Source organism: Paraburkholderia sp. SIMBA_030 (genome assembly GCF_046535245.1).
GTDB lineage: Bacteria > Pseudomonadota > Gammaproteobacteria > Burkholderiales > Burkholderiaceae > Paraburkholderia.
Genome location: NZ_JAWRXB010001483.1, coordinates 1 through 241 on the forward strand (window position 1 = coordinate 1; position 241 = coordinate 241).

1 protein-coding gene is annotated in these 241 nt (G+C 66.4%); it reads right to left on the reverse strand.

Annotated features, from left to right (window positions below; translation table 11 throughout):
* On the reverse strand, positions 1-241 hold a 241-nt coding region (locus SB772_RS44970; RefSeq protein WP_410839148.1), incomplete at both ends, for an efflux RND transporter permease subunit.

Sequence of the window (241 nt, forward strand, 5' to 3'; positions counted from 1 at the left end):
TTCTTCTCGTGCGCTTCTTCGAGCAGGCGCGAGCACATCATCGGCGTGAGCGTGAGCGAGACCGCGAGCGAGACGGCGATGGCGAGCGAGAGCGTCAGCGCGAATTCGCGGAACAGGCGTCCGACGATGCCGCCCATCAGCAGAATCGGCAGGAACACGGCCACCAGCGAGACGCTGATCGACAGCACCGTGAAGCCCACTTCGCGCGCGCCGAGTAGCGCGGCCTTCATGCGCGGCATGC